This window comes from Corallococcus sp. AB038B (assembly GCF_003668955.1).
In the GTDB taxonomy this organism is placed as follows: domain Bacteria; phylum Myxococcota; class Myxococcia; order Myxococcales; family Myxococcaceae; genus Corallococcus; species Corallococcus exiguus.
Genome location: NZ_RAWO01000056.1, coordinates 1 through 618 on the forward strand (window position 1 = coordinate 1; position 618 = coordinate 618).

Consider the following 618-nt stretch of genomic DNA (forward strand, 5'->3'; position numbering starts at 1 on the left):
TGCCTCGCGGCGCCTGGTGAGACTCATTTCGAAGTCGGCACTTCTGTTGAGAACTTCACTCAGCAGAAATTGCAACTTACCCTTCGTATGCACTTGTCAAAGAACGTCCCTGCGACTTCCAGGAAACCATGTGGAGCTGATCGGGTTCGAACCGACGACATCCAGCTTGCAAAGCTGGCGCTCTCCCAGCTGAGCTACAGCCCCGACTCTCGCGTCAGCACCAGTCACTCTTTCGCTTCCCTCCAGTGAGGAAAGAAGAGTGGTGGGCCTAGGTGGACTTGAACCACCGACCTCGCGCTTATCAGGCGCGCGCTCTAGCCAGCTGAGCTATAGGCCCAGGAGGGCTAAAGCGTCGGCGAACCCTACAGCGTCCTTCATTCTCAAAGAGCCGAGTCAACTTCACTCGGTCCTTCAAAACCAAACAGCAAGCCCGAAGTTTATAATGGATTGTTAATCGGAAACATTGACCTAGAGATGACCTGACAGCCGTTAAGGCTGCTGGTGTTGCCTACTCGCCCGAAGGCTGAGTCCAACACCCGGTCTCCTTAGAAAGGAGGTGATCCAGCCGCAGGTTCCCCTACGGCTACCTTGTTACGACTTCACCCCAGTTACCGAGCA

The 618-nt window shown here is 55.0% G+C and carries 2 tRNA genes and 1 rRNA gene; all 3 read right to left on the reverse strand.

Features of this window, described 5'->3' with window-relative positions:
• Positions 1 to 131 precede the first annotated feature (131 nt).
• Positions 132 to 204, reverse strand: a tRNA-Ala gene (locus D7Y04_RS42500).
• 56 nt (positions 205 to 260) lie between these two features.
• A tRNA-Ile gene (locus tag D7Y04_RS42505) sits at positions 261 to 337 on the reverse strand.
• Between the two features lie 212 nt (positions 338 to 549).
• Positions 550 to 618 (reverse strand): 16S ribosomal RNA (locus tag D7Y04_RS42510); the annotation flags it as partial.